This is a genomic window from Streptomyces sp. NPDC058145 (assembly GCF_042884245.1).
Lineage (GTDB): Bacteria > Actinomycetota > Actinomycetes > Streptomycetales > Streptomycetaceae > Streptomyces.
Genome location: NZ_JBHVUH010000007.1, coordinates 103,370 through 122,527, shown reverse-complemented (window position 1 = coordinate 122,527; position 19,158 = coordinate 103,370). Strand labels below are relative to the sequence as shown.

At 71.7% G+C, this 19,158-nt stretch carries 18 protein-coding genes and 2 pseudogenes; 16 read left to right on the top strand and 4 right to left on the bottom strand.

All coding sequences use genetic code 11. From position 1 onward, the window contains the following. Nucleotides 1–59: 59 nt before the first annotated feature. The 7 genes from ACFVVO_RS17415 (at nt 60) to ACFVVO_RS17385 (ending at nt 6,648) form a co-directional block, all read left to right on the top strand. Entirely contained in the window at nt 60–140 is an 81-nt protein-coding gene (locus tag ACFVVO_RS17415) for a putative leader peptide (RefSeq protein ID WP_351225063.1), read from the top strand. A 176-nt stretch (nt 141–316) separates the two neighbouring features. Further along, nucleotides 317–1,453: a dimethylsulfone monooxygenase SfnG gene (gene sfnG, locus ACFVVO_RS17410; RefSeq protein ID WP_390055773.1), complete on the top strand. Its 1,137-nt coding sequence runs from the start codon at nt 317–319 to the stop codon at nt 1,451–1,453. A 41-nt stretch (nt 1,454–1,494) separates the two neighbouring features. Then, nucleotides 1,495–2,052, top strand: coding sequence for an NADPH-dependent FMN reductase (gene ssuE, locus ACFVVO_RS17405; protein WP_390055771.1), 558 nt, complete (start codon nt 1,495–1,497; stop codon nt 2,050–2,052). Continuing rightward, entirely contained in the window at nt 2,049–3,245 is a 1,197-nt protein-coding gene (locus ACFVVO_RS17400) for an SfnB family sulfur acquisition oxidoreductase (RefSeq protein ID WP_390055769.1), read from the top strand. The genes ssuE and ACFVVO_RS17400 overlap by 4 nt, the downstream gene beginning before the upstream one ends. A gap of 33 nt (nt 3,246–3,278) precedes the next feature. Continuing rightward, nucleotides 3,279–4,439, top strand: a complete 1,161-nt coding sequence (locus tag ACFVVO_RS17395) for an LLM class flavin-dependent oxidoreductase (protein ID WP_390055767.1) — start codon at nt 3,279–3,281, stop codon at nt 4,437–4,439. Between the two features lie 473 nt (nt 4,440–4,912). Next, nucleotides 4,913–6,136, top strand: coding sequence for an acyl-CoA dehydrogenase family protein (locus tag ACFVVO_RS17390; RefSeq protein ID WP_390055766.1), 1,224 nt, complete (start codon nt 4,913–4,915; stop codon nt 6,134–6,136). A gap of 53 nt (nt 6,137–6,189) precedes the next feature. Further along, nucleotides 6,190–6,648, top strand: coding sequence for an RrF2 family transcriptional regulator (locus ACFVVO_RS17385; protein ID WP_390055764.1), 459 nt, complete (start codon nt 6,190–6,192; stop codon nt 6,646–6,648). Nucleotides 6,649–7,038: 390 nt separating this feature from the next. Here ACFVVO_RS17385 and ACFVVO_RS17380 read toward each other — a convergent pair. Then, nucleotides 7,039–7,266: pseudogene (locus ACFVVO_RS17380) on the bottom strand (ABC transporter permease); the annotation flags it as partial. Nucleotides 7,267–7,268: 2 nt separating this feature from the next. After that, a complete protein-coding gene (locus ACFVVO_RS17375) occupies nt 7,269–7,610 on the bottom strand; it encodes a hypothetical protein (RefSeq protein ID WP_390055762.1) in 342 nt (113 codons plus the stop codon). A 199-nt stretch (nt 7,611–7,809) separates the two neighbouring features. Here ACFVVO_RS17375 and ACFVVO_RS17370 point away from each other — a divergent pair, with 199 nt between their 5' ends. The 5 genes and pseudogenes from ACFVVO_RS17370 to ACFVVO_RS17350 all read left to right on the top strand — a co-directional run. After that, nucleotides 7,810–7,965 (top strand): hypothetical protein, encoded by a 156-nt coding sequence (locus ACFVVO_RS17370; RefSeq protein WP_390055761.1) that lies wholly within the window; start codon nt 7,810–7,812, stop codon nt 7,963–7,965. Between the two features lie 90 nt (nt 7,966–8,055). Beyond that, complete coding sequence (locus ACFVVO_RS17365) at nt 8,056–8,931, top strand: glutathione S-transferase C-terminal domain-containing protein (RefSeq protein WP_390055759.1); 876 nt, start codon at nt 8,056–8,058, stop codon at nt 8,929–8,931. Nucleotides 8,932–9,439: 508 nt separating this feature from the next. Next, a complete protein-coding gene (gene panD, locus ACFVVO_RS17360; RefSeq protein WP_390055757.1) occupies nt 9,440–9,859 on the top strand; it encodes an aspartate 1-decarboxylase in 420 nt (139 codons plus the stop codon). A 31-nt stretch (nt 9,860–9,890) separates the two neighbouring features. After that, nucleotides 9,891–10,235, top strand: a complete 345-nt coding sequence (locus ACFVVO_RS17355; protein ID WP_390055756.1) for a GNAT family N-acetyltransferase — start codon at nt 9,891–9,893, stop codon at nt 10,233–10,235. A 37-nt stretch (nt 10,236–10,272) separates the two neighbouring features. Further along, nucleotides 10,273–10,896, top strand: a pseudogene (locus ACFVVO_RS17350) (aspartate/glutamate racemase family protein); the annotation flags it as partial. 716 nt (nt 10,897–11,612) lie between these two features. On the opposite strand, the gene gndA reads toward ACFVVO_RS17350, so the two are convergent. Continuing rightward, the gene (gene gndA / locus ACFVVO_RS17345) at nt 11,613–13,052 is read right to left on the bottom strand and encodes an NADP-dependent phosphogluconate dehydrogenase (RefSeq protein WP_390055754.1); all 1,440 of its coding nucleotides are present in this window, start codon (nt 13,050–13,052) and stop codon (nt 11,613–11,615) included. Nucleotides 13,053–13,324: 272 nt separating this feature from the next. Here gndA and ACFVVO_RS17340 point away from each other — a divergent pair, with 272 nt between their 5' ends. Continuing rightward, nucleotides 13,325–14,575 (top strand): transglycosylase family protein, encoded by a 1,251-nt coding sequence (locus ACFVVO_RS17340; RefSeq protein WP_390055753.1) that lies wholly within the window; start codon nt 13,325–13,327, stop codon nt 14,573–14,575. Here the strand turns inward: ACFVVO_RS17340 and ACFVVO_RS17335 are convergent. Further along, entirely contained in the window at nt 14,565–15,674 is a 1,110-nt protein-coding gene (locus tag ACFVVO_RS17335; protein ID WP_390055751.1) for a DMT family transporter, read from the bottom strand. The genes ACFVVO_RS17340 and ACFVVO_RS17335 overlap by 11 nt on opposite strands. Nucleotides 15,675–15,904: 230 nt before the next feature. Here ACFVVO_RS17335 and ACFVVO_RS17330 point away from each other — a divergent pair, with 230 nt between their 5' ends. Genes ACFVVO_RS17330 through glgC form a run of 3 tightly spaced genes read left to right on the top strand, consistent with a single transcriptional unit; the run spans nt 15,905 to nt 19,153 of the window. Continuing rightward, nucleotides 15,905–16,654 carry a (2Fe-2S)-binding protein gene (locus ACFVVO_RS17330; protein ID WP_390056253.1) on the top strand — a complete coding sequence of 250 codons (750 nt, stop codon included), beginning with the start codon at nt 15,905–15,907 and terminating at the stop codon, nt 16,652–16,654. A 40-nt stretch (nt 16,655–16,694) separates the two neighbouring features. Beyond that, on the top strand, nt 16,695–17,846 hold the full coding sequence (gene glgA, locus ACFVVO_RS17325) for a glycogen synthase (protein WP_390055749.1): 1,152 nt from the start codon (nt 16,695–16,697) through the stop codon (nt 17,844–17,846). A gap of 50 nt (nt 17,847–17,896) precedes the next feature. Beyond that, the gene (gene glgC, locus ACFVVO_RS17320) at nt 17,897–19,153 is read left to right on the top strand and encodes a glucose-1-phosphate adenylyltransferase (RefSeq protein ID WP_390055747.1); all 1,257 of its coding nucleotides are present in this window, start codon (nt 17,897–17,899) and stop codon (nt 19,151–19,153) included. The last annotated feature ends 5 nt before the right edge of the window (nt 19,154–19,158 follow it).

Below are 19,158 nucleotides of genomic sequence, written 5' to 3'. Positions count from 1 at the left end.
GTGGAATCACATCCGGGCATTCTTGACCGGCCGGACTTCCTCCTGGTTCGATCGACGACATGAAGCGACAGGACCTCACGCGGCGACGCCACGTCGACCTTGCGCGTGTTTCCAGTGCCTTCTGTCGCTGTCGGGTCTGAGCGCACCCGAGGGTAACCCTTCCACTCGCTCCCTCCGCGACTTCCTTCCGTGAATTCCGATCCCGGCTTCTTTCCGTCATGTCGCCGGCTTTCCCGGGAAACGCCGCTCCAGCGTGTCTGGTTTCCGCGGAGCTCATTCGTTCTGCCAGCGCAGCATTCCCCCGCGAGGAGTTCCCATGCCCGCGTCCTCCGCATACCCCGGATCCGATCCCGTCCGCTTCGCCTACTGGGTGCCGAACGTCAGCGGTGGTCTCGTCACCAGCAAAATTGAGCAGTGCACCGACTGGGGCTACGACTACAACCGCGAACTCGCCGTTCTCGCCGAGAACAACGGCTTCGACTACGCGCTCAGCCAGGTCCGCTACATGGCCAGCTACGGCGCCGAGTACCAGCACGAGTCGACCAGTTTCAGCCTGGCCCTGCTGCTCGCCACGCAGCGGCTGAAGGTCATCGCCGCCGTGCATCCCGGCCTGTGGCACCCGGGTGTGCTCGCCAAGCTCGGAGCCACCGCCGACCACCTGTCGAACGGCCGCTTCGCCGTCAACGTCGTTTCAGGCTGGTTCAAGGGCGAGTTCACCGCGCTGGGCGAGCCCTGGCTGGAGCACGACGAGCGCTACCGGCGCTCGGAGGAGTTCATCCGCGCCCTGCGGCAGATCTGGACCGAGGACCATGCCGAACTCGCGGGTGACTTCTACCGGTTGCGCGGCTTCTCCCTCAAGCCCAAGCCACTCATCACCCCCGAGCGCCCGCACCCGGAGATCTTCCAGGGCGGCAACTCGACCGCCGCCCGTGCCATGGCCGGCCGAGTCTCCGACTGGTACTTCTCCAACGGCAAGGACTTCGACGGCGTCACCGAGCAGATCGATGACGTCCGTGCCTCCGCCGCCCAAGCGGGTCGTACCGCACCGAAGTTCGGGCTCAACGGCTTCCTCATCGCCCGCGACACCGAGGCCGAGGCACGTGAGACGCTCCGCGAGATCGTCGCCAAGGCCGACACCCAGGCCGTGCACGGCTTCCGCGACGCCGTCCAGCAGGCCGGTCCGTCCACCGCCGACGGCAAGGGCATGTGGCGGGACTCGAGCTTCGAGGACCTCGTCCAGTACAACGACGGCTTCCGAACGGGTCTGATCGGCACCCCTGAGCAGATCGCCGAGCGGATTGTCGCCTACAAGCGGCTAGGCGTCGACCTATTCCTCCTGGGCTTCCTGCACTACCTGGAGGAGGTCGAGTACTTCGGCAAGCGGGTGCTGCCCCTCGTGCGCGAACTGGAGGCCCAGGAAGCCGCGTCCGAGCCCGCCGTCGCCCACGCCTGACCGTGGCCCGCACACGAAACGACGAACCGAAAGGTCCTCCCATGGCCACTGTCCTGTCCGTCTCCGGAAGCCCCTCCGCCACCTCCCGCACCGCTCGGCTGCTGCGCCACCTGGACGATCGGCTCATCGCGCAGGGGCACGAGGTGATCGCGCTGGATGTTCGTACCCTGCCGGCCGAGGCGCTGCTCGGGGCCGACTTCGGTCACCCGGCGATCGTCCGGGCCACCGCCCTGTTCGAGCAGGCGGATGGGGTGGTGATCGGTACCCCCGTCTACAAGGCCGCCTACACCGGACTCCTGAAGTCCCTGCTGGACCTGCTCCCTCAGTACGCGCTGGCGGGCAAGACGGTCCTCCCGCTGGCCACCGGCGGCACCACCGCCCACGTCCTGGCCATCGACTACGCACTGCGCCCGGTGCTGGCTTCCATGGGTCCTGCGCACATCACGCCGGGCTGGTTCACGCTCGACAAGGACATCACGGTGGGCGAGGACGGCACACTCATCGTCGCGCCGGGATCGGCCGAGGCCCTGGCGCAGGTCACGGACCAGTTCTCGGCCGCGCTGGGCGGCCGTACGACACTGCTGGCGGCCGCCGGATGAGCGTCGCGCACGTCATCTCCGATGACGCCGAGGCCCTTGCCGTCGCCGCTGAACTGGCCGCAGACTTCCGCAAGGGCGCCGCCGAGCGGGACGCGCGGCGCAGGCTCCCGCACACGGAGCTGGAGCGGCTGTCCGCCTCCGGGCTGCTCGCCGTGACGGTGCCCGCCCGGTTCGGCGGCGCGGACGTCCGTGCGGACACGCTCGCCGAGATCTTCCGACTGCTGGCCGCCGCCGACGCCAGCCTGGCCCAGATCCCGCAGAGCCACTTCGTGTACGTCAACGTGCTGCGCCGGCAGGGGACCCAGGAGCAGCAGGAGTTCTTCTTCGGCGAGGTACTGGCCGGCAAGCGGTTCGGCAACGCCCAGTCCGAGGCGGGCACCCAGCACGTCCAGGACATCCGCACCCGCCTCGCCCGGCGGCCGGACGGGTCGTACGTGATCGACGGCGTCAAGCACTACTCCACCGGCGCGCTGTTCGCCCACTGGATCCCCGTCCTCGCCCGTGCCGAGGACGACACCCTGCAGGTGGCGTACGTCCCGAGCGACGCGCCCGGCCTCACGGTCGTGGACGACTGGGACGGCATGGGACAGCGCACCACCGCCAGCGGAACCGTCCGCCTGGAGTCGGTGCCGGTGCCCGCCGACCGCGTCGTGCCGCACCACCTCACCTTCCAAGGGCCCCAACTCCAGGGCGCGGTGGCTCAGCTGCTGCACGCGGCCATCGATGCCGGGATCGGCTCCGGGGCGCTGGCCGAGGCGGTGGAGTTCGTCCGTACGAAGAGCCGCCCCTGGTTCGAGAGCGCCGCCGAAGGGCACACGACCGCCGCGGAGGATCCGTTGCTGATCCAGCGGTTCGGCCAACTGGCGATCAGAGAACGGGCTGCCGAAGCGTTGCTTCGCGAGGCCGCCCGCGCGATCGACGACGCCCGCGCCGACCTGACCGACGACGCGGCCGCCGAGGCCTCGATCGCGGTGGCCACCGCGAAAGTGACGGCGGCCGAGGCCGCCGTGGAGGTCGCCAGCGCCCTTTTCGAGGTCTCCGGTACCCGCTCGGCGCTCGACTCCCTCGGCCTGCACCGCCATTGGCGCGACGCGCGCACTCACACCCTGCACGACCCGGCCCGCTGGAAGGTCCAGCACATCGGCCGTTACGTGCTCAATGGCACCAAGCCGCCCCGCCACGGCCTCCTCTGACGAACGCTGACGAACACCGATCGGAGCCCCCACGTGTCCCTCACCTTCCACTGGTTCCTGCCCACCAACGGCGACAGCCGCCACGTCGTCGGTGGCGGCCACGGCACCCCTGCCACGGAGTCCGGGCGCGACCGGCCGCCGACGGTCGCCTACCTGAGCCAGATCGCCCGCGCCGCCGAGGACCTCGGCTTCGTCGGCGCGCTCACGCCCACCGGCGCGTGGTGCGAGGACGCGTGGCTGACCACTGCCATGGTCAGTCAGAACAGCGAGCGGCTGAAGTTCCTCGTCGCCTTCCGCCCCGGCTTCGTCTCACCGACGCTCGCGGCGCAGATGGCCTCCACCTTCCAGCGGCAGACCGGCGGACGTCTCCTGCTCAACGTCGTCACCGGCGGCGAGAGCCACGAGCAGCGGGCCTACGGCGACTTCCTGGACAAGGACGCGCGGTATCGCCGTACCGGCGAATTCCTGCAAATCGTCCGGGGGTTGTGGGAGGGCAAGACCGTCGACCTGTCCGGCGAGCACCTCCAGGTCGAGGACGCGAAGCTCGCCCGGGTGCCCGACCCGGTGCCCGAGGTGTACTTCGGTGGTTCCTCGGCGATCGCCGTTGAGGTCGCCGCGCGGCATGCCGACGTCTACCTCACGTGGGGGGAGCCGCCGGCGCAGGTCGCCGAGAAGATCGCCTGGACCAGGAAGCTGGCCGCGCAGGAGGGTCGCAGCGTCCGCTTCGGAATCCGGTTGCACGTCATCACCCGCGACACCTCCGAGCAGGCCTGGGCCGAGGCGGAGCGGCTGCTGGCGGGCTTCGATGCGGAGACCGTGCGGCAGGTTCAGGCCGGGCTTGCCCGCAGTGAGTCGGAGGGCCAGCAGCGGATGCTGGCCTTGCACGGGAGCGGGATCCGGGACGGGCTGGAGATCCATCCCAATCTGTGGGCGGGCATCGGGTTGGTGCGAGGTGGGGCGGGGACCGCCCTCGTCGGCAGTCACACCGAGGTTGCCGAGCGGATCAAGGAGTACGCCGCGTTGGGGATCGAGGAGTTCATCTTCTCCGGGTATCCGCATCTGGAGGAGGCGTACTGGTTCGGCGAGGGCGTGCTGCCGAAGCTTCAGGCGCAGGGTCTGTGGCGACATCCGTACGGGCAGCAGGCAGCCCCCGCCGCCCAGGTCCCCTTCGCCGGTGCCGGGAGCGCGCGATGACCCAGGTGATCGCCGACGACGCCGAGGTTCGACGACTTCCATTCGCTTACGCCTCCACCCTGGCACCTTTGCCGACTTCATTCGACCTCGTCGTCCCGGAACTGCGCAGCCGCGGCCGGATCCCGGCCCCGTCCGGAGGTGCCACGCTCCGCGAACGCCTCCACGGCGCGGCCGGCAGCCCGCGGGTCAGGGATGACCACCCGGACACGCGCCATCGCGAACTGGCCATTGGGGAGGGTGAATCAGTCGGAGCACCCCAGCTTCCCTAGTATTCCTATCGAATTACTAGGAAAGTGTTGACGGTGGTCGAAGGGGAGAGTGAGGATGATGAAGCCGACGCGTCACTGCGCACCGCTGCACTCCCACGCCGCCTCGCCGGACGCCGCGTCGTCCTCGGTTCCATGAAGGAAGACGCCATGACCACAGCACTGAGCTGTAGCGACAGTCGCAGTCGCACGAAGCGGGGTGAGGATATGACGGTGACGGCGGGCGAGGTGACCGACGCGGGCTCCGGGCAGGTCGACTGGTTGCACATAGCCCGTGAGATGGCGGACGACCTGGCTACGGACGCGGTCGAGCGCGAACAGGCCGGCAAGACACCGCTCGACGAGGTGGCGCGGTTGCGCGAGTCGGGACTGCTGACACTGCCGGCGCCGGCCGAACTCGGGGGAGGCGGTGGGGACTGGCGCACGGCCTACGCGGTCATCCGGACCGTCGCCGCGGCCGACGGTGCCATTGGTCACCTGCTGGGCAACCACTACTTCCTGTCCTGCAGCGCCCGGTTCTTCGCCGACCGCACCCGTGCCGCCCGCATCGAGCGGGAGTCGACGGCGGGGCAGTGGTGCTGGGGAGGCGGTGTCGCCTCGCATGAGCCACCACTCATCCTGACCCCGACGTCGGGTGGCTATCTGCTCAACGGCTACCAGAGGTATGCCACCGGAGTCGGGATCGCCGACCGGCTGGTGGTTCGGGCCGCCAAGTACGGCACCGGTGAGCCGTTGGCCGTCCTGGTCGACCCCGCCCGCTCGGGCGTCGTGAGCGGCAGCGGCGGGGACGACTTCGGTCAGCGGCTGGCGGCCGGTGGTGGCGTGGAGTTCGATTCCGTGCCGGTCGCGGCCGACGATGTGCTCGGCTCCCTCTCGCCCGACGAGGGCGTCCTGTCACCCTTCGTCTCTCTGGCCGCGCCGACCGCCCGTCTGGTCTCCGTCCAGTTCTGTCTTGGTGTGGCAGAGGGCCTGCTGGACGAGGTGCGCGAGTGCGGAAGGGGCATGCGGTCCCACTGGCAGCCCTTCTCGCCTCAGCCCTGGCCGGACAGCCCCCCGCAGGATCCGTACGCGCTGACGGTGTACGGCGAGCTCACCGTCGTCACGCGTGCCGCGTCCGCCCTCGCCGAGCAGGCTGTGGATGCCCTGGTGCGCGGCCTCGTACAGGGCGAGGAACTCGACGACGAGGAGTGCGCGGAGATCGCCGTCCTCGCGAGCGTGGCCGAGTCTGCCGCCTTCCGGGCCGCGCAGGAGATCACCACCCGTGCCCTGGACGTCATGGGTGTCGACGCCGCCTCCGCGCGGCACGGCTTCGACCGCTTCTGGCGCAACGCCCGGACACACACCTTGCGCGAGCCGGTCGCCCACAGGCTGCGCGAGGTGGGTGACTACTTCCTCAACGGCGCGCATCCACCCTTCTCCCTGCCGGCCTGACCGGGAGGGTGATCGGTGCGGGGGCGGACACGACAGTGATGGATAATCGCGGCATGCGGATTTCGGCGCGGGCGGACTATGCGGTGCGGGCGGCACTGGAGCTGGCCGCGGCAGGGGGCGAGGCCTCGCTCAAGGCCGAGGCGATCGCTGCGGCGCAGGGCATCCCGCACAAATTCCTGGAGGGCATCCTCGGCGACCTGCGCCGGGGCGGTCTTGTGGTCAGCCAGCGGGGCGGCAAGGGCGGCTATCGGCTCGCCCGCCCGGCGGAGTCGATCGCCATCGCCGACGTCATCCGTGTGGCGGACGGCCCCCTGGTCTCGGTGCGGGGAGTACGCCCGCCCGAGCTCTCCTACTGCGGTCCTGCGGAGTCGCTGCTGCCGCTGTGGATCGCTGTACGCGCCAACGTCCGCAAGATCCTCGGCGAGGTCACCCTGGCCCACGTGGCCGCGGCCAAGCTGCCCGGCGAGGTCGTGAGCCTCGCGGAGGACCCCGAGGCCTGGACGAATCCCTGACCGACGTCCGGTGAACGACACGAGCAGATCTCCGACATGGACAAGCTCATCGCGGACCGGAGTAGCCACCACCGGAGACTCCAGCGCATCGTCCCATCCGCGTTACGTCACGTGATACATGGTCACATGCCCCCTCAACCGGGTTTCGTGGGACAGGCGGGGAGATCTGCCAGCGCCGCGGGTCCACGGTCCACCAGGATCGACGAGCCGCTCATCCTGAGATTCCGCAAAGCTGGTTCTCCCTGCGCGCCCCAACGAGGGCAGGACCCGCCTCCTCCGCACACCACAGCACCGGCTCGCTTGCGGCGATGATGCTTATGCGGGCCGGTGCCGTGTGCGCGTGGCTGACGGGGGAGGGCGCGCACTCCGTGTCGATCGGGAGCCGTGCGCTCAGCGGGTGACCAGCAGGCCACGGCTGCGCAGCACCCACCGTTCCAGTGGGCTGAAGATCAGCAGGTCGATGGCGATGCCGACGAGCAGGATCAGGAGGATGGCCAGGAACACCTGCGACATGCTGGAGTTGTTGCGCCCGTTCTCCAGCAACTGGCCCAGGCCGACGCCCAGATCGGGCGAGGAAGCGATGATCTCGGCGGCCATCAGAGACCGCCAGGCGAACGCCACTACATCACCGAGGCGACCGCCGCGGCGGTCGCCGCCGTGGGTGATGCTGCGCTGCGCTGATAGGGGGCCCCCGGCTGGAATCCGCCCGCCGCCCCAGCCTCGCTGCCCTTGGTCGCCATCAATGACCCCTGCGTCATCGCCGCCGTGCGCTTGCCGCCGACCACACCCCGGCCACCGTCGTCGAGGCCGACTATCCCGCGGTTGTCCTCGACGCAGCCCGCCGGATCGGGCGTCGCGCCGCTCAGGCCAACACCCCGAAGGCTGACCCTGGTCGGCGGCCGGTCCGCGGTCGCTCCGGTACAGCTCAGCGCGAGCGCCCGGCGCGGGCGCCGACCCCTCACTTGCCGGCGCCGCCGTCGAGGCGGTCCGGCGCTGTTCGCCGCCTGCGAGACCGACCGCTTTGCCTGGCCGCACGGGTGGTCCCGGCTGGCCTTCTCGCGTGGTGAGACGTTCTGGTGCGGGTGCAACGCGCCCTCTTGACGGGACTCGGCCCCGCCCTGACACTCCAATACGGGAACCATAGTGGATCGGTAGGGAAAGATGGACTGTCCTGTGCTGGACCTCGGCCGTCGAGCCGTCCGCATCGCCGTCCGCCCACTGCTGCTGCTGACGTCCCGCCGCCACATCGACCTTCTGCGCGTCTGCAGTGCGGCGAGTTCCCCGCGCAGTGAAGGCTTCACACCCATCAGCGTCTGATCCCCACGCCAGCACCGCATCCCGGCCGTGCCGAAGCCGCCGCGAGCCGTCACCCCCGTATGCCTGCGACCGAGCACCCCAGGGAGACGCATGTCCGCCACATCCCCGACAGCCGTGCCGTCCTTCCGGAGCAGGATCGGCCATGACGCGCGCAGCGGCTACTACGCGGCGCCGGAGCGGTACCGACTGCACCTCTCGCTGTCCTGTCCGCACTGCCTGCAGATCGCCGTCACGCACAGCCTGCTCGGCCTCGACGACATCCTCCCGGTGACGCTGCTGCCCGCACTGCCCGACACCTCGGACGGCGGACACCTGGCACTGCGCCCGTTGTACGAAGCCAGTTCGCACCAGCACCCTGGACCGGCCGTGGCACCGGTCCTCAGCGACAACTGGACCGGAACGATCGTCAGCACCCACACCCCCGACATCCTGCGGGACCTGGCCCGGCGGTTCGGCGGACATGGTCCCGATCTCCACCCCCGCGATGCCGAGAAGGCCATCGAGACCGTTGGCCGCCTCTGCGAGCAGGGCATCACCTGGGCCGCCCAGCGCGCCGGGCAGTCCGACGGCGACCCGGCGGCACGCGACACCGCACTGGCCACCCTGCTGCGCACGCTGGATGTGCTGGAGTGGAGGCTCACCTCCCAGGAGCACGTGCTGGGCGGCGAACTCACCCTCGGTGACATCCAGTTGTGGGTGACGCTCGTGCAGCTGGACTTGGTGCACCGCCACCACCTGGACGCCGCCGCGGTGCACCGCATCACCGAGCACCCCCACGTGTGGGCGTACGCCCGGCGGCTGGCGGCACACCCCGCCTTCGGCTCCCACCTCGACCTGGACGGCATCGCCCGGCGGCACCACGCCCACTGCCGGGGCATGGAGGCCGCCGGTGCGGCGGTACAGATCGTGGACTGGATGGCGTACGCACCGCGCAAGGAGCCAGAGGGCGTGCGACAGCCCGGCTGACCGGATATGCACAGTGGGAGAGCCCAGGGGGGCCGTAGTCCGATAGCCGAGGCGCTGAACCGGAACCCCTGCAGGACCGGAGAGGCGGGGGTGGTGGACACGCCGTCGGTTGATGAGGTGGCGAGCAGCTGATGCAGGCGCTCGGCTGGGTTGTCCAGTCGAGCGTTTTGCGTCTGTGTCTTGGTTCGGCAGGCCGTCCGGGCTGCGCGCTGATCTTGTGTCTATGGACGGCTGCCCCGCCATGCGCTGTCCGTTGGGGGGGGGAGCGTCGTGTAGGCACCGTTGCTCACGCTGATCCACCGTCCGCGCGGGGCAGCATGGGGAGTGATGCGGCCCCCGAACACCCCTCAGAACCTCTGAGCAAGCGTCAGGAAAGTCAGCAAACGGTCAGCGTGAGTCATCGAACACCCGGCGACAGCTGACCACACATGCGAAACGTTGTAGCCTCCGAACATCGCCCTTGACCTGCGGAAGCAGGCAGGGAGCAGGACGAATCGGGAGTTTCCTCATGTTCCGTACAATGTTCAAGTCCAAGATCCACCGCGCCACCGTCACCCAGGCCGACCTGCACTACGTGGGATCCGTGACCATCGACGCGGACCTGCTGGACGCCGCCGATCTGCTGCCCGGTGAGCTCGTGCACATCGTGGACATCACCAACGGCGCCCGCCTGGAGACGTACGTCATCGAGGGTGAGCGCGGGTCCGGGGTCGTCGGGATCAACGGGGCGGCCGCGCACCTCGTGCATCCCGGGGATCTGGTGATCATCATCAGTTACGCTCAGGTCAGCGACGCCGAGGCGCGGGAACTGAAGCCGCGGGTGGTGCATGTGGACGGCGACAACCGGATCGTCGAACTGGGTGCCGACCCGTCCGCGCCGGTGCCCGGCTCGGACCAGCAGCGCAGCCCGCAGGCCGTTCCGGCCTGAGCCGGGACGACGACCAGGAGCGTGCGTGCCCATGACTGACATCGAGATCCGCGACGACCGGGCGGCGGGCCGGCTGGAGGCCGTCGGCGACGGCGAAGTCGTCGGTCGCGTCGAGTACTTCGTCCTCGAGTCGCCCGCGCGCGCCCTGGTCCCGGTCCACACCGTCGTCGAGCCGGCCCACGAGGGCAAGGGCATCGCCGGCTCCCTGGCCCGCGAGCTGTACGCCGTCGCCGAGCGCGAGGGCATCCCGGTCGCCCCGCTGTGCCCGTACGTCGTGAAGTGGGCCGAGCGCCATCCCGAGGCCGCCCCGCCGGCCGACCCGGAACTGCTCGCCGCCGCCAAGGACTGGCTGCGGGCCCACCCCGGCCGGTTCTAGGGCGGGCGGACCGGACCACAGAGGCTCTGATTCCACGATGCTCGCGCTTCTGCACACCTCACCCGTGCACGTCCCGGTCTTCGACGCCCTGCGCGACACCCACCACCCGGGCCTGGAGCTACGGCACTTCGTCGACGCGGAGTTGCTGGAGCGGGCCCGGCGGGACGGGCCCGAGGCGGTCGGCGGCGACGTACGCCAGGCCCTCGGCCGCGCCGTGGGCGCCGGGGCGCGGGCGGTGCTGTGCACCTGCTCCACCATCGGCGGCGTCGCGGAGGCCCAGGCGGCCGCGGCCGGTGTGCCGGTGCTGCGGGTCGACCGGCCCATGGCGGCCGCCGCCGTGGCCGCGGGCCCGCGTGTCACCGTCCTCGCCGCCCTGCGCAGCACCCTCGGTCCCACCGCCGATCTTGTCGAGGAGGAGGCGCGCCGGGCCGGCCGCCCCGTCTCCGTCCGCACCGTGCTGGTCGACGGGGTCTGGGACCACTTCACGGCCGGAGCCACCGAGGCGTACGTACAGCGGGTCGCGGCCGCCGCCGACGCGGTCACCGGTACCGATGTGATCGTCCTCGCCCAGGCCTCCATGGCCCCGGCGCAGCGGCTGACCTCGACGGCGGTTCCGGTGCTGTCCAGCCCCCGGCCAGGACTGGCCGCCGGGGCCGCGGCTGTCGCGGCGGCGGCGGTGGTGCGAGAGCGCGCGGCGCCGGGGCAGCGGTTACCGCAGTTGTGGTGCGGGACCGCTGAGCACGGGGCTCCGCCAGGACAGAGGCTGTCGTCGCGGCGGCGGTGCGGGACCGCTGAGCGCGGTGCGGCGCCGGGGCAGCGGCTGCCGCGGCCGTGGTGCGGGACCGGCTGGGCGCGGTGCGGTGCCCCGCGCCTCCACCTGGGCGCGTTCCGTGCCGCCGTCGGGTGAGTGGCCGGGCGGGCCTCGGGTAGGCGGGGGAGTAGTCCAGAGGCGACGACGTACAGCGACCGCCGGAGGCCATCCATGACGAGCCCGCACCCCGACCCCGTACCTCCCGGCCCGACCCCGGGGCCGGGTCCCACCCCGCCGGATCCCTACCCGAGTCCGGTCCCGCCCCCCGCGCCGGGGCCCGAGCCGACGCCGCCGGGCCCGGGACCCGGTCCCACACCGCCTCCGGCGCCACCGGCTCCCGGGCCGCCGGCTCCCGGGCCGCCGGAGCCCTCACCGTCCCCGATCCCCCCGGGCCCTGAGCCGACCCCCAGCCCGGAACCCGGCCCGCCCCTCACGACCGGGACCTGAAGGAACTCAGAGCCCGAGGGACTCGGGACCTGAGAGGGGCGTACCAGGGGCGTAGATGTGGGGCGGGGGACGGCGCGCGCCCGTGGCGCCACCGTCCCCCGCCCCACAGGCGCGGAGCGCTACGCGCCGACCTCCGACCGGTCCCCGCCCCACAGCGTGTGGAACGAGCCGTCCTGGTCTACCCGCCGATAGGTGTGCGCTCCGAAGAAGTCCCGCTGCCCCTGCGTCAGGGCCGCCGGCAGGCGCTCCGCGCGCAGCGCGTCGTAGTAGGCGAGTGCCGCCGCGAAGCCGGGCGTCGGCACGCCCTGCCGGGTGGCCGCGATGATCACCTCGCGCCAGTCGTCCTGCGCCTCGGCGATCTCCCGCGCGAACGTCTCGTCCGACAGCAGGCTGGGCAGGTCGGGCCGGGCGTCGTACGCGGCGCGGATGCGGTCGAGGAAGGCCGCGCGGATGATGCAGCCGCCGCGCCAGATCGCCGAGACCGCGCCGAGATCGATGTCCCAGTCGTACTCCTCGCTGCCCGCGGCGATCTCGTGGAAGCCCTGCGTGTACGACACGATCTTGGACGCGTACAGCGCCTGCTCCACCCGGTCCGCGAAGGCGGCGGCCTCCGCCTCGCCGAGCGGCGACGGCTTCGGCCCGGCCAGACCCCGGGACGCCTCGCGCAGCGCCGCGTGACCGGACAGGGACCGGGCGAACACCGCCTCGGCGATGCCCGACACCGGCACGCCCAGGTCCAGCGCGATCTGCACGGTCCAGCGGCCGGTGCCCTTCTGCTCGGCCTGGTCCACGACCACGTCCACGAACGGCTTGCCGGTGGCCGGGTCCACGTGGGACAGCACCTCGGCCGTGATCTCGATCAGGTACGAGTCCAGGCGCCCGGTGTTCCAGGTGCGGAAGATCTCCGCGATCTGCGCGGGGGAGTACCCGGCGACATCGCGCAGCAGCTGGTAGGCCTCGCCGATGAGCTGCATGTCGGCGTACTCGATGCCGTTGTGGACCATCTTCACGAAGTGACCGGCGCCGTCGGGGCCGACGTGCGTCACACAGGGCGTCCCGTCCTTCGCCTTCGCGGAGATCTTCTCCAGCATCGGGCCCAGCGAGTCATAGGACTCCTTCGGGCCGCCCGGCATGATGCTCGGCCCGTGCAGCGCGCCCTCCTCGCCGCCGGAGACGCCCATGCCCACGAAGTGGATGCCCTGCTCGCGCAGCGCCTTCTCCCGGCGCCGGGTGTCCGCGAAGTGCGCGTTGCCACCGTCGATGATCATGTCACCGGGCTCCAGCAGCGGCGCGAACTCCTCGATCACCGCGTCCGTCGGCTCACCGGCCTTGACCATCACGACCAGCCGGCGCGGGCGCTCCAGCGCCGCCACGAACTCCTTGGCCGTCTCGGCCGCGATGAAGTCGCCCTCGTCCCCGAACTCCTTCACCAGCGCGTGCGTCCGCGACGACGTACGGTTGTGCACGGCGACCGTGTAGCCGTTGCGCGCGAAGTTCCGGGCGAGATTGCGGCCCATGACCGCGAGCCCGGTGACGCCGATCTGCGCTGAAGTGCTCATACCGCCTGCTCCCTAGCTGCCTCGTGACTACGGCTCCGTCGATGCGGACCCTCGCCCATCCTGACGTGCCGCTTCGGCGATCGCACATCCGACCCGCCACGCTTGTTTACGCACAGGACGCGCCGGTCGGCTCACCGTGGTTGCCGATGCCGTCAAGGAGGGTCCGTTCCCGGCCACTTGAGGCGGACAGGAGGCCGATTTCCCGTCTTGTCATGGCCTGTTCGCAGCGTTTACTTTTGCCGCTCCTGACGCATGCCGAGGGGATTTCGGACATGGCCGTACGCGGCCGGCATCGCCGGTACCAGCCGAACAGGATCAACCGCGCCTCACTCACCGTCACGGCGGGGGGCGCCGGACTCGCGATCCCGCTGGTCGCCGCGGGTACCGCCGACGCGGCCGACGCGGCCACCTGGAACAAGGTCGCCGCCTGCGAGTCCAGCGGGAACTGGCACATCAACACCGGCAACGGCTACTACGGCGGACTGCAGTTCACCCAGTCCACCTGGGAGGCCTACGGCGGCGCCCGGTACGCGCCGCGCGACCTCGGCACCAGGGACCAGCAGATCGCCGTCGCCGAACACGTCCTCGACGGCCAGGGGCCCGGCGCGTGGCCGGTGTGCTCGGTACGGGCCGGGCTGAACCAGGGCGGCGCCGCCCCGGACGTGCGCACGGACGGTGCCGCGAGCCGCCCGGCGAAGACCGGGCCGACGCGGGACACCCGGGACGTCCGGGACGTGAAGCCGCAGACGACACCGCAGTCCCGCGCGGGCCGGGCCGAGATGTACACGGTGGTGCGGGGCGACACCCTGTCCGGCATCGCGGGCGAGCACCACGTCCGGGGCGGCTGGCGGCAGCTCTACGAGGGCAACCGGGCCGTCATCGGCTCCGACCCCGACCTGATCATGCCGGGCCAGCGGCTCGGTCTGCGCGCCACCGCCCCACCGGCGTCCGACACCCGCCCGCACCCCGGCACCACGCCCGGGTCCAAGTCCCCGAAGAAGAAGGAACCTTCGAGGAAGAGACCCGCGGAGCAGAAGCCTGCCGAGCAGCGCGAACACCCGGGCAGGTCCGAGCACGCGGAGAAGAAGACCTCCCGGCATCCGGCGCCGGCCGGCGGGCACTCGCTCGTCGCCCCGGTGCACGCCGGTATCGGCACCGGCTACCGCGTGGCCGGGTCGCACTGGTCGAAGGGCTATCACACCGGCGTCGACTTCCTGGTGCCGACCGGCACCAGCGTCGAGGCGGCGGGGGCCGGGCAGGTGGTGTCCGCGGGCTGGGGCGGCTCCTACGGCTATCAGGTGGTGATCCGGCACGCGGACGGGCATTACACCCAGTACGCCCACCTGTCGGCGATCTCCGTGCGGGCCGGGCAGAGCGTCGCCATGGGCCGGCGCATCGGCCGGTCCGGCTCGACCGGGAACGTCACGGGCCCGCATCTGCACTTCGAGGTGCGCACCGGGCCCGGCTTCGGCTCCGACGTCGACCCGATCGCCTATCTCCGGGCCGGTGGTGTCAGGATGTGACCCGCGAGCGGTACGCGTTCAGGACGGGCAGCGGGGCGTAGATGTTCGCGCACAGCGGGACGTACGGCGTGCCGTCGAAGGCGGCGCCCTCGGGCACCCGTACGTCTTCCAGGGCGGCCGGCGTCAAGTCGCCCTCCGGCAGACCCGCGTGAGCTGAGTCCACGTGAGCCGGGCCCGCCTGCGCCGGGCCCGCCCGCGTCAGGCCCGCCTGCCTCAGGCCCTCCTCGTCCAGGCCCGTCTCCGCCGGCCCGGCGCCGGCGGCGGCCGGGGTGTGCTCCAGCCGCTCGGTGGTGAGCAGGATCAGGCCACCCGCGGCCACCACCGCGCAGCCGAGCGCCAGCACGGTGCCGGTGCTGCCGTGGCGGAACGTCTCGCCGAACATCAGGATGCCGACCGCCGCGGCCAGCATCGGATTCACCACGGTGGCCGTGGCCAGCGGCGCGGCGAGGCCGCCGCCCCGGTAGGAGGCCTGGGACAGCAGGACCCCGGCGGTCGCGAACACGCCGATCACGGCGAGGGAAGGCAGATCGCCGAGGTCGATCCCGTCGCTCCAGTCGACCGCGACGGTCTTGGTGAACACCGACGACATGCCGAACGCCGTGCCGGAGGCGGTGGCGAGCAGCACGCTCCGCACGGCAGGGTTCCGGTGCACGGCCAGACCCGCGCACGTCAGCGCCACGACCCCCCCACCGGTGACCAGCGCCACGGCCACCCGCTGGGCCGAGTCGAGAGACCGCGCGTCCGCCGAGCCGACCAGGGACAGCAGGCCCGCGAGGCCCACCGTGGCCATGACCGCGCCCCGCCAGGCGGCCGCCCCGGCCCTGCGGCCGACGAACAGCGCCGCCATGGGCAGGGCGAAGACGATGGTCAGCGCGCCCAGCGGCTGCACCAGGCTGAGCGGGCCGCAGGCCAGCGCCACGACGTGCAGCAGGCCGCCGAGGCCGTTCAGCGCCAGCGCCGCCCACCAGCCGGCCCGGCGCAGCGGCATGTACGACCCGTCCGGGCACGACACCGCGACCTGCTCCTGCACGATGGCTCCGCCCGCGTACGCGACGGCGGAGACGAACGACAGCAGCACGGACAGCGCGAGGGCGCTCATCTTCGGCTCCTTCGCGCGGGGCGGGCCCCCTGGGCCCGGCGCGGCGTACGTTCGGCGGTCATGGCGAACACTCTGCCCGCCCGGGCCCGTCCCCGTCGTCGTACCTGAGCACGCAATGGGTCCTACTGCCGATGGAGTACACCACCGCCCCGATCATCCCCAAGACGGGTGTGAACGGGGGGCGGACCCGGGCTCCGGAGCGGCGTCCGGGGCTGGTAGTAGTGCTGTCCGTGGACCTCGACGCCGATCTCGCCGCACTCCGCCCGCTGGGCGGCTTCTTCGTCCTGCGCACCCGCGCGGACCCGGCCGGGCCGGCACCGGAGGCCCTCGCGACCCTCGCGGAGACGTACGCGGCGTCGGCGCCGGAGGTTCACCGCGACGCGCTGGCCCTCCGCGTCGCGAACGTCGCCGGCCGGCTGCGCGCCGCTGAGCCGCGGGTTTCCGCCTCCATCAGCCAGCAGGGCCTGGCCGCCCGGCTGTGGTCCGTGGCCCTCGCCTGTGCCGCGCTGTACGGCCGGCTGCCCGGCCTCGACCCGCGGCTGCTGCGCTGGGACCCCGTCGCCACCGCCCCCGACGACCTGTGGCTGACCGAGGTGCGCCCGCTGCCCGGGGACGCGGCCACGCTCGCGGACACCGTGCTGCACGGCCATCTGGAACCCCTAGGGGTGGCCCTGAGAGCCCGTTACGGGATCGCGGCCGGACTGCTGCGGGGCAACGCCGGCTCGGCGCTCGCCGGCGCGGCACGGGAACTGGACCGCTGGGCCGGGGCCAACGGCCGTACCGACGTGGCGGAGCGGGCCCGCGCCCTCACCGGCGAGCTCTTCGCCCATCCCCTCCTGCGCGGCACCGGCACCCGCACGGCGACGGCCTTCCGCCGCCGGAGCTGCTGCCTGTACTACAGGGTGCCCGGCGGCGGAGTCTGCGGCGACTGCTGCTTCACCCGGCCGCCGCGCTCTTCCCCGCGCGCCGTATCTGGGTGACCATGAAGTCAACGTACGGACGAGACCAGGGGGTTGTCGGGTGCGAGTGGGACTGCTGACCCGGGAGTACCCCCCGGACGTGTACGGCGGCGCGGGCGTCCATGTGGAGTTCCTCGCCCGCGAACTGGCCTCGCTGGTGGACCTCGAGGTGCACTGCTGGGGCGAGGGCCGCGGCGTGGGCGTCGTACGGCACCGACCCTGGTCCGCGCTCGACGGCTCCAACGACGCGCTGCGCACCTTCTCCGTGGACCTCTCCATCGCCGCCGCCCTCGAGGGCCGCGAACTCGTGCACTCCCACACCTGGTACGCCAATCTCGCCGGGCACCTCGCCAAGCTCCAGTACGGCGTCCCGCACGTGGTCACCGCGCACTCGCTGGAGCCCCTGCGCCCCTGGAAGGCCGAGCAACTGGGCGGCGGGTACGCGCTGTCGAGCTGGACCGAGCGCACCGCGATCGAGGCCGCCGACGCGGTGATCGCCGTGTCCGGGGCCATGCGCGAGGACATCCTCGCCTGCTACCCCGCGCTCGACCCGGCCCGGGTGCACGTCGTGCACAACGGCATCGACACCGCCCTGTACCGCCCGGACCACGGCATCGACGCCCTGCTCCGGCACGGTGTCGACCCCACCCGCCCGTACGTCCTGTTCGTCGGCCGGATCACCCGCCAGAAGGGCGTGCCCCATCTGCTGCGGGCGGTACGGGACATCGACCCCGGCACCCAGGTGGTGCTGTGCGCGGGCGCGCCCGACACCCCGGAGATCGACCGGGAGTTCCGGGAGCTGTACCAGGAGCTGAGCCGGGTCCGTGCGGGCGTGCTCTGGATCCCGCAGATGCTGCCGCGCCCCGAGGTGATCCAACTCCTCACGCGGGCCGCGGTGTTCGTCTGCCCCTCGGTGTACGAACCACTCGGCATCGTCAACCTGGAGGCGATGGCCTGCGGAACGCCGGTCGTGGCCTCCCGGGTCGGCGGCATCCCGGAGGTGGTGGACGACGGCCGCACCGGCCTGCTGGTCGACGTCGACGACGACTTCGAGGCCGGCCTCGCCCGGGCGCTGGACACCGTACTCGGCGACCCGGAGGCCGCCGAGCGGATGGGAGAGGCCGGACGGCTGCGCGCGGTGGGCGAGTTCGGCTGGGACGCGGTGGCCCGGCGGACCGCCGGACTCTACGAGGAGATCCTCAAGCAGGCTTAGTCCGGCCCCCTCGGGGCATCCATGGTGGAACCAGGGTGAGGGGAGCCGTCATGAGGCGATGGGGGTACCCCCGTTCGAGCGAAGTCGAGAACGGGGGAGGGCCTTCGGTACTCGGGATCGTGCTGGCGGGCGGGGAGGGCAAACGCCTGATGCCGCTCACCGCCGACCGCGCCAAACCGGCGGTAACCTTCGGCGGCACCTACCGGCTCGTCGACTTCGTCCTGTCCAACCTCGTCAACGCCGACGTCCTGCGCATCTGCGTGCTGACCCAGTACAAGTCGCACTCGCTGGACCGGCACATCACCACCACCTGGCGGATGTCCAGCCTGCTCGGGAACTACGTCACGCCGGTCCCCGCCCAGCAGCGCCTCGGCCCGCGCTGGTACCTGGGCAGCGCCGACGCGATCCTGCAGTCGCTGAACCTCGTGTACGACGAACAGCCCGAGTACGTGGCCGTGTTCGGCGCCGACCACGTCTACCGGATGGACCCGCGGCAGATGCTCCGCCAGCACATCGAGGGCGGCGCGGGCGTGACGGTGGCCGGCATCCGGGTGCCGCGCTCGGAGTCCTCCTCCTTCGGGGTGATCACGCCGGGCTCGGACGGCCGCACCGTGCGGCGCTTCCTGGAGAAGCCGGCCGACCCGCCCGGCCTCGCCGACGACCCCGAGTGCGTGTTCGCATCCATGGGCAACTACGTCTTCACCACCAAGGCCCTCATCGAGGCGCTGCAACGGGACGCCGAGGACAGCCAGTCCGTGCACGACATGGGCGGCTCGATCCTGCCCCAGCTCACCGTCCGCGGCGAGGCGCAGCTCTACGACTTCAGCGAGAACCACGTCCCCGGCGAGACCACCCGGGACCAGGGCTACTGGCGGGACGTCGGCACGCTCGACGCCTACTACGAGGCCCACATGGACCTGATAGCCGAGCGCCCCGCCTTCAACCTCTACAACCGCCAGTGGCCCATCTACACCCACTCGGGCCAGCTCTCCCCGGCGCGCTTCAACGCGGGCGGCATCGCGAGCGAGTCCATCATCAGCGCCGGGTGCCTGATCCGCGGTCAGGTCACCCGCTCCGTGCTGTCGCCCGGGGTGCGCGTCGACCCGGGAGCGGTCGTACAGGGCTCGGTGCTGCACGACAACGTGCGCGTCGGCCGGGGCGCGGTGGTGCGCGGCGCCGTCCTCGACAAGAACGTCGAGGTCCCGCCCGGCGCGACGATCGGCGTCAACCCCGAGCGGGACGCCGAGCTGTACACCGTCTCCCAGGGCGGCGTGATCGCCCTGGGCAAGGGGCAGCGGGTCGACTGACCGAC